Origin of the sequence: Halanaerobium congolense, from assembly GCF_004366375.1 — a bacterium.
Lineage (GTDB): Bacteria > Bacillota > Halanaerobiia > Halanaerobiales > Halanaerobiaceae > Halanaerobium > Halanaerobium congolense.
In genome coordinates, this window is the sequence record NZ_SOEF01000062.1 from 1 (window position 1) to 6,509 (window position 6,509).

Annotated in this window: 7 protein-coding genes; all 7 read left to right on the top strand. The window is 34.6% G+C overall.

All coding sequences use genetic code 11. The annotated features are described in order from the left end of the window. Window positions 1-236: 236 nt before the first annotated feature. The 7 genes from C7954_RS13135 (at window position 237) to C7954_RS14105 (ending at window position 6,270) form a co-directional block, all read left to right on the top strand. Window positions 237-641, top strand: coding sequence for a flagellar protein (locus tag C7954_RS13135; protein ID WP_089717068.1), 405 nt, complete (start codon window positions 237-239; stop codon window positions 639-641). A 228-nt stretch (window positions 642-869) separates the two neighbouring features. After that, a complete protein-coding gene (gene flgM / locus C7954_RS13140) occupies window positions 870-1,139 on the top strand; it encodes a flagellar biosynthesis anti-sigma factor FlgM (protein ID WP_089717069.1) in 270 nt (89 codons plus the stop codon). A 9-nt stretch (window positions 1,140-1,148) separates the two neighbouring features. Continuing rightward, a complete protein-coding gene (locus C7954_RS13145; protein WP_134060275.1) occupies window positions 1,149-1,649 on the top strand; it encodes a flagellar protein FlgN in 501 nt (166 codons plus the stop codon). 14 nt (window positions 1,650-1,663) lie between these two features. Further along, the gene (gene flgK / locus C7954_RS13150; RefSeq protein WP_134060277.1) at window positions 1,664-3,337 is read left to right on the top strand and encodes a flagellar hook-associated protein FlgK; all 1,674 of its coding nucleotides are present in this window, start codon (window positions 1,664-1,666) and stop codon (window positions 3,335-3,337) included. 19 nt (window positions 3,338-3,356) lie between these two features. Continuing rightward, complete coding sequence (flgL, locus tag C7954_RS13155; RefSeq protein WP_134060279.1) at window positions 3,357-4,247, top strand: flagellar hook-associated protein FlgL; 891 nt, start codon at window positions 3,357-3,359, stop codon at window positions 4,245-4,247. A 64-nt stretch (window positions 4,248-4,311) separates the two neighbouring features. Next, complete coding sequence (locus tag C7954_RS14100) at window positions 4,312-4,443, top strand: hypothetical protein (RefSeq protein WP_276330815.1); 132 nt, start codon at window positions 4,312-4,314, stop codon at window positions 4,441-4,443. A 3-nt stretch (window positions 4,444-4,446) separates the two neighbouring features. Further along, complete coding sequence (locus C7954_RS14105; RefSeq protein ID WP_134060281.1) at window positions 4,447-6,270, top strand: flagellin N-terminal helical domain-containing protein; 1,824 nt, start codon at window positions 4,447-4,449, stop codon at window positions 6,268-6,270. Window positions 6,271-6,509 lie beyond the last annotated feature (239 nt).

Below are 6,509 nucleotides of genomic sequence, written 5' to 3' on the forward strand. Positions count from 1 at the left end.
TTCGAAAATACCAAAATTTATGGGAATTTAAAGGATTGTTTGCACAGCTTTATTTCATTCAGGGATGCTGCATGATAAAAAGTTGTAAAGTGGTGTTTAAATTTAATAAAATACCTTTAAAAAAAGTTTAAAATTTCTTCTTAAAATGATACAATATCATTAATTACATTAAAAATTTAATTTTGTATAAATAACATTCTATCAAATTATTAATGGAAATAACAGGGAGGTTAAAAATGAATCTAATTAACTGTCAGGAATGTGGTAAGGTTTTTGCTTCTGCAGGTTCAAAAGTTTGTCCTGACTGCAGGCAGAGTGAAGAAGAAAAATTTGAGCTGGTTAAAGAGTATCTCTGGGATCATCCTAATTCCACAGTCCCCACTGTATCTGAAGCAACCGGAGTTAAAGAAACGATGATTATTAAATTTATCAAAGAAGACAGACTGCAGAGTGAAGGGCTAGATATTGAATATTCTTTAAAATGTAAAACCTGTGGTAGAGAGATAGAATCAGGTGTTTACTGTGACAGCTGCCGGAATAAACTGATAAATGATTTTAATTCTAATCCCAAGGAAAAAGAAGAGGAAAAGGTTAATGAGCATGAAAAAATGTTTCTTGGTGATCGCTTTAAACGAGACTAAATATAGTATTAAGAATTTAATCCCGCCTAAGAGACTTTGCTTTTGCTCGAATGGCGGTTTATTTTTTTATTTTTCAACTTCAGTTCTAATTAAAAGCAAACAGAAGATAATTGACTTTAAACATTCCAGAAAGAGTTTAATCACCACAGATTGGACTTAATAAATTAAGATTAACTGCGATATTAGTAGTAGAAGCTAAAAATATAAGATAAATTGGAGGGGAAAGCTGTGAAGATTAATAATATAAAACCAGGTAAAATTGAACAATATTATAATCAGTTAAAACAGAATCAGAAAAAAACTGTTGAAGGGTCAAAAAACGATCAGATAAAAATTTCTTCGCAGGCTAAGGGGATTTTAACTGCAAAGGCTGAGTTAAAAAACAGACCTCAGATTAGAATTGAGAAGGTTGAAGAATTAAAAGCGAAACTCGAAAAAGATAACTATCAGATTGACAGCAAAAAAATTGCTGCAAAAATGTTAAAAAATATCAAGTAGGTGAAATAAATGCAAGCTGAGCTAAAAGAAGATTTAATCAGACTTTTAAAAGAAGAAAAAGAGCTTTATCAGGAACTTTTTGCGGTAGCTGAAGAAAAAAATGAGGCCCTTTTAGAAAATGATACAGCAGCCTTAAGTGAAATTTTAGCAGCTGATCAGGAAGTTATAGAGAAGATAGAAGCAAAAGAAAAAGAAAGAAAAGAGATTATAGAAAAAATTAAATCAGAATTTAATTTAAAACTGAAGCACGATAAATACAGTGATTTTATAGAAGAACTTCCAGCTGACTGGGAAGAAGATTTAAAGGATATTAGGCAAAAAATAATTGAGCTGACAGATGATTTTTATAGTTTAAATGACCAGAACCAAAAGCTGCTTAATCAGGCCTTAGAAGTTAATACTTTTTCTATAGAAAGCATTTTAAAGAGCATTAAAGAAAACAAAAATACATATACTAAAAAAGATAAAGAGCAAAAAGAACAGCCTCGATTGTTAAACAAAAAGGTCTAAAGGTGGTTATATAAATGAATAATATATTTAGCGGTTTACATCTTGGCTTAAGAGCTTTAGAAACTCAAAGAAAATCTTTAGATGTAACCGGACATAATATAGCAAATGCAAATAATGAAGATTATAATAAACAGCGGGCAGTACAGAAAGCCTCTTATCCATATACAGCTCCCGGGCTTTCCAATCATGGAGGAGCCGGACAATTTGGAACTGGTGTTGAGATCGAAAGGGTTGAGCGGGTTAAAGATCAGTTTATTAATTCTCAGATCTTTAATGAAACTCAGACTGCTGGTTATTGGAATGAAAAACAGAGGGGTTTGGAAAAGATAGAATATATTTTTAATGAACCTTCTGATTCCGGAATAGATACAGCAATGGATCAGTTCTGGAATTCACTGCAGGATTTAAGTAATAATCCCAGTGATGATGCAGCTCGAAACATGGTCAGAGAAAATGCCAGAAATTTAGTTGATTCTTTTCGGAGTGTAGAAAGTCAATTAGTAGATTATAAAGAGAGCATAGATCAAAACTTAAATAATGCAGCTGCTAGTATTAATGAAATAACTACTAAAATTGCAGACCTTAATAAGCAGATTGTTTCTGTCAAAGGGAGTGGACAGAGTCCAAATGATCTTCTAGATGAGAGAGACGCCTTATACAAAGATTTAAACTCAATGTTAGATGTGCAGTCCAGGGAAGATGATCAGGGTAATTTAATTATATCTGCAGATGGAAAGCAGATTGTTAATGGTTCTGATGCATATGAACTGGAAATTATTGAAGATCCAGATAATGCTGACAAAAAAATACTTGGGCATAAAAAGACCGGTTCTCCAATTAATGTTAAAAATGGTAAGATTAAAGCCTGGATGGAAGTCCGAGATACAATAATTACTGATAAGCTTGATAAATTAAATAAACTTGCAGAAGATATGGTAACTGATTTTAATGAGCAGCACAGAGCTGGTTATGATGCAGAAGGGAAGCAGGGTAAAGATTTTTTTGCCGAAATCACTAATTCTGACAAGGCAGTTTCTCAACTGGCTTTAACAGATGAGATTGATAATCCTGATGGTGGTTTGGCTAAAATTGCCGCCGGGAATACTGTTTCTGATCTTTCTGTTGTAGGAATTGAAAAATTAGACAGCAGTGATGCAGATGGTAAATTTGAGATTGATATTGCTACAAATGGTGATGATTATGATGTTACAGTTACTAATCTAGATACAGGAGAAGTATCGTCAACTAAAACTGTCACAGAAGCAGATGATTTAAAAATTGGATTTAATGCAGAAACTAATAGTTTTGAGACAGATCTTACAGCAGGTGACTTTATAATAACAGCAAATAGCAAAGGAACCGCTACAGTAGATTTAGGATACAGTATTGGTAATGGAGAAAATGCTAATGCTCTTTCTGATATCTTTAATCAAGATGGAAATAATGTAAAATCTGATTTTAGAAAAATCATTACTTCTGTCGGTGCTGAATCATCTAGAGCTCAGAAGATGGTAAATAACCAGGAAGTTGTTCTAAAACAGCTAAACACTCTTGACAGAAGTATTTCTGGAGTTTCTTTAGATGAGGAAATGGCCAATTTAATTAAATATCAGCAGTCATATGCAGCAGCAGCTAAATATATTAATAAAACAGAAGAATTATTGGATTCATTAATGACAATAGTTTAAGATATAGGAGTTGAAAAGAATGCGGGTTACTAACTCAATGATGGTGAGAAATATGTTAGACCATCTACAAAATAACTTAGGAGATTTAAATAACTTAAATGAACAGTTAAGTTCAGGTAAGTTGTTCCAGATGCCATCTGATGCCCCAATTAAGGTAGCGGATAGCATGAATTATAAAGCACAGTTAAATAGAAATAATCAGTTTCAGCGTAATCTTGATCAGGCAGAAAACTGGTTAAATACTACAGAGAGTGCTCTTAAAAGTGGAACTAAAGTAATTCAAAGAGCAAGAGAATTAACAATTTATGCTGCTAACGATTCGATGACATCTGATGACAGAAAAATGGTGGCTAAAGAAATGAAACAGTTAAGAGATGAATTAATTGATATCTCTAATGCTAAACTTGGTGACAGCTACATATTTTCCGGACAAAAAACAGGCGAAAAGCCATTTGAAGTAGTTGATAATGGAATTGGTGACTATGTTCAATATCAGGGTGATAAAAATGGTGTTAAGCGTAGATTAAATGAGAATGTTGAGATGCAGGTTAATCTTGATGGAGATGAAGTCTTTAAAAAAGAAATTGAAGCTTTAAATAAAATATATGATGATCTTGATTCAGGAAAAAGTGGAGAAGAAATAGGTGATAACCTTAATGCAATGGATACTGCAATTAATAATTATGCAGAATTAAGATCTGAAGTTGGGGGAAAACTGCAGCGGACAGGAAACATTATTAATAGATTAGAAGCAAATGAAGTACATTTAAGAGATTTAAAATCTAAAAATGAAGATGCTGATTTAGCTGAGGTGATAACAGAGCTAAAAATGGAAGAAACAGTTTACAGAGCTTCTTTAGCCTCTGGCTCAAGAATTATGCAGCAGTCTTTAGTTGATTTTATTAGATAAAAATTTATAATAGATTTTAGTTACTTTTATAACTATGGTTTAGTTAAGAAATACCATAGTTGTAATGGTTACTAAAACACCGCTGCTGGCAGCACTATCGGCCGAAGTGCTGCTGCGGAGGTGCTTATATAACCAAAACAAATTAGATGAACTGGCAAGGATGCCAGGAACAAAACAAAATTTCAAGGAGGAATAAATAATGAGAATTAACACGAATGTTGCCGCTTTAAACTCTTATAATCAACTAAGTAAAACTAATAGTAAACTGAGTAAGTCTTTAGAAAGATTATCCTCAGGTAAAAGAATCAATGGTGCTGCTGATGATGCTGCTGGTTTAGCAATCAGTGAGAAAATGAATGCTCAGACAAGAGGTTTGGCACAGGCTCAGAGAAACGCTCAGGATGGTATTTCAATGATTCAAACTGCTGAGGGTGCTCTTAAAGAATCTCACTCAATTCTACAGAGAATGAGAGAACTTTCTGTTCAGTCTGCTAACGATACTAATACTGCAGAAGATAGAGCAGAAATTCAAAAAGAGGTTGATGAATTAGCAGGTGAATTAACTAGAATTTCTAATACTACTGAGTTTAATACACAGTCTTTGCTCAATGGTGCTGTAAAAAGTGATGGTCTTGGCAAAGCTACTTTTCAGATTGGCTCTAATAAGGATCAAAATATTAATTTAAGTGTTAATGCTATGGATGCTGCTTCTTTAGGTGTAGCAGGAACATCAGCTGCAGTTAGTGGTACAGGAGACGTAAGTGAAGCATCTGCTTCAGGAACAGCAAATGCAGTAGTAGACGGTAATGTCATTACAGCTACTACTTCAGAAGTTTTTGGTGGGACAATTGATCCTACATCTGTTGGGATAACTGGTGTAACTGCTACTTCAGGTGGAAATGTTGTTGACGGCGCTAGTATTGATATCAGTACTACTGTCGATAATGCTGCAACTTCTGCTACAAAAACTGCGGATAGTGCTTTAGGTAATAGTGTTAATTTTTCTACCGATGGAGCTGATTTAACATTAAACGGAGTAGCTGTAGCTACTACCAATTTACAAACCTTGGGCGACACTTATGATGCTACAACAAATGCAGATGCTGTTGCTACTGCTTTAGAACAAGATATTGATGCAGTTTATGATGGAACTGCAAATGGTGGCGAGACATTTTCTGTAGTCAATAATGGTGGAACTTTAGATATTGTTAATGATGCTACAGGATCAACTTCAGAAGTAGATCTAACAGGTTCTGATGCAACTATGGCTGGAGATCTTGGTTTTACTAATTTAGGATCTGTGACAGGTACTGATGAAGATTATGCAGTAGCATTTACTGATGGAACTGATACTACAACTGTATCTGGTGTTGCAGCTGATGCTACAACAGTAGATGCTAGTTCAGGTACAGGTTCAGGTGATTTTTCAACCTTATCATTTGATACTGATGGAACTGTAGATACTAGTACAGCAGGTACTATCAATATAGGACAAAGTTTCGAAATAGCATTGACTGATACTGAAGGTAGTACAGCAGATACTATTACTGGACTAGCTGCTGATGCAACAACAGCTTCTGGCTCAGGAGACTTTGCTGGAGTAGAATTAACATTAGACGGGACATTGGCTGATGGATCAACTAATGATATTACAATTAGTGCCGGTACTTCTGCTGAATTTACCAATGGTGCATTAACTGCAGAAGCAGTTGCAGATAGCGGTATTAATGTATCTACCCAAGAAACAGCTAATGATGCAATTAAAACTATTGATGATGCAATAAAAACTGTTTCTGCTGAGCGTTCTAAATTAGGTGCTTATCAGAACAGATTAGATCACACAATCAATAATCTGAATACAGCAGAAGAAAACTTAACAGCTGCTGAATCCAGAATTAGTGATGTAGATATGGCACGCGAAATGATGAACATGAGTAAGCAGCAAATTCTTTCTCAGGCTGGTACAGCTATGATGGCTCAAGCTAACCAGTTACCACAGGGAGTACTGCAGTTACTCGGTTAATTTCTTGAAGAGAACTAAATATACAATAAAAATAAAGCCGGCCGGTTTTCCGGCTGGCTTATTTTTTGTGTGCTCCGTAAATTATTCTGATAATAGGTGAAAGTCCTATCTATGTTGTGGCATGTATCATGTAGAAGTCAACAGTGACAGGGTGTTCACCGTGAGGTGGAATCTGAAGAGTCTGAGACGTGCTGTTAGTCCAAAACATTATGTGAACCAGAGGTGGCATCTGTAAATGG